The following is a 1163-nucleotide window of genomic DNA, read 5'->3' as shown; positions in this document are numbered from 1 at the left end:
CCGACAGGCTCCTAGTGTTCTGTCCCAGAAATAAGCAAGCAAATCCGTTTGACTTTTGCAAGGATGGATTCGGCGGTGGCGGTCCAGATAAACGGTGCAGCGTTCTCATTGTAGTGATCGACGAAGTGATCGATCTTGTTCACAAGGTCCTTGACGCTGGAAAACGAGCCACGGCGAATGGCCTTCTGGGTGATGATACCGAACCAGCGCTCGACTTGGTTAAGCCATGACGCGTAGGTCGGTGTGTAGTGGATGTGGTAGCGCGGTCGCTTGGCCAACCATGCTTTGACAGTGGCGTGTTTGTGGGTGGCGTAGTTGTCGACGACGAGATGAATGTCGAGATCGTTGGGCACATTGGCATCGATATGACGCAAGAACGCGAGGAATTCCTGGTGCCGATGGCGTTTCTTGCATTGGCTGATAACCTCGCCGCTGGCGATGTCCAGTGCGGCGAACAGCGTAGTGGTGCCATGTCGGACATAATCATGGGTGACGCCTTCGACATAGCCCAGCCCCATGGGCAACATGGGTTGGGTGCGGTCCAGCGCCTGTACCTGGGTTTTCTCATCGACGCACAAGACCATCGCGTGGTCAGGCGGATTGAGGTAGAGCCCGACGATGTCGCGTACTTTTTCGACGAAGAACGGATCGTTGGAAATCTTGAAGTGGCGTTGGCGGTGCGGCTGGATGCCAAAGAGATCGAACCAGCGCTGGACGGTGCTTTTTGACACGCCTGTTTCCTGGGCCATGGTGCGAACGCTCCAATGGGTGCCGTCAGGCGGGTCCGTCGTGAGCGCCCGATTGATGACCTCGGCCACCTGCTCATCCTCATACGACCGGGGACGTCCCGGTCTGAGTTCGTCATGTAAGCCCTCGATGCCGAAGTCGAGGTAGCGTTTACGCCACTTGCCGACCGTGTCTTTGTTCAGGCGCATGCGCTCGGCAATGGCGGAGTTGGCTTCGCCATCGGCACAGGCCAACACGATCTGCGCGCGTTGAACCAAGCTATGAGGAAGGGCGCGAGAGTTAGCAAGGCTTAAGAGGTGAGCGTGCTCGTCGTGGCTCAACACGACGGGAAGTGGGGGGCGTCCGCGAGGCATGAGTAGCATCCTGATTGAGGCCTACTCAACATTATAGTATGTATTTACGGGACAACACACTAG

The 1163-nt window shown here is 56.8% G+C and carries 1 protein-coding gene; it reads right to left on the bottom strand.

Features of this window, described 5'->3' with window-relative positions:
* Positions 1-11 precede the first annotated feature (11 nt).
* Positions 12-1100, bottom strand: a complete 1089-nt coding sequence (locus HALO32_RS00045) for an IS630 family transposase (RefSeq protein WP_151441743.1) — start codon at positions 1098-1100, stop codon at positions 12-14.
* Between the last annotated feature and the right edge of the window lie 63 nt (positions 1101-1163).

This window comes from Halomonas lysinitropha, assembly GCF_902500215.1.
Taxonomy (GTDB): domain Bacteria; phylum Pseudomonadota; class Gammaproteobacteria; order Pseudomonadales; family Halomonadaceae; genus Halomonas; species Halomonas lysinitropha.
This window is presented reverse-complemented; position numbering and strand designations above follow the sequence as displayed.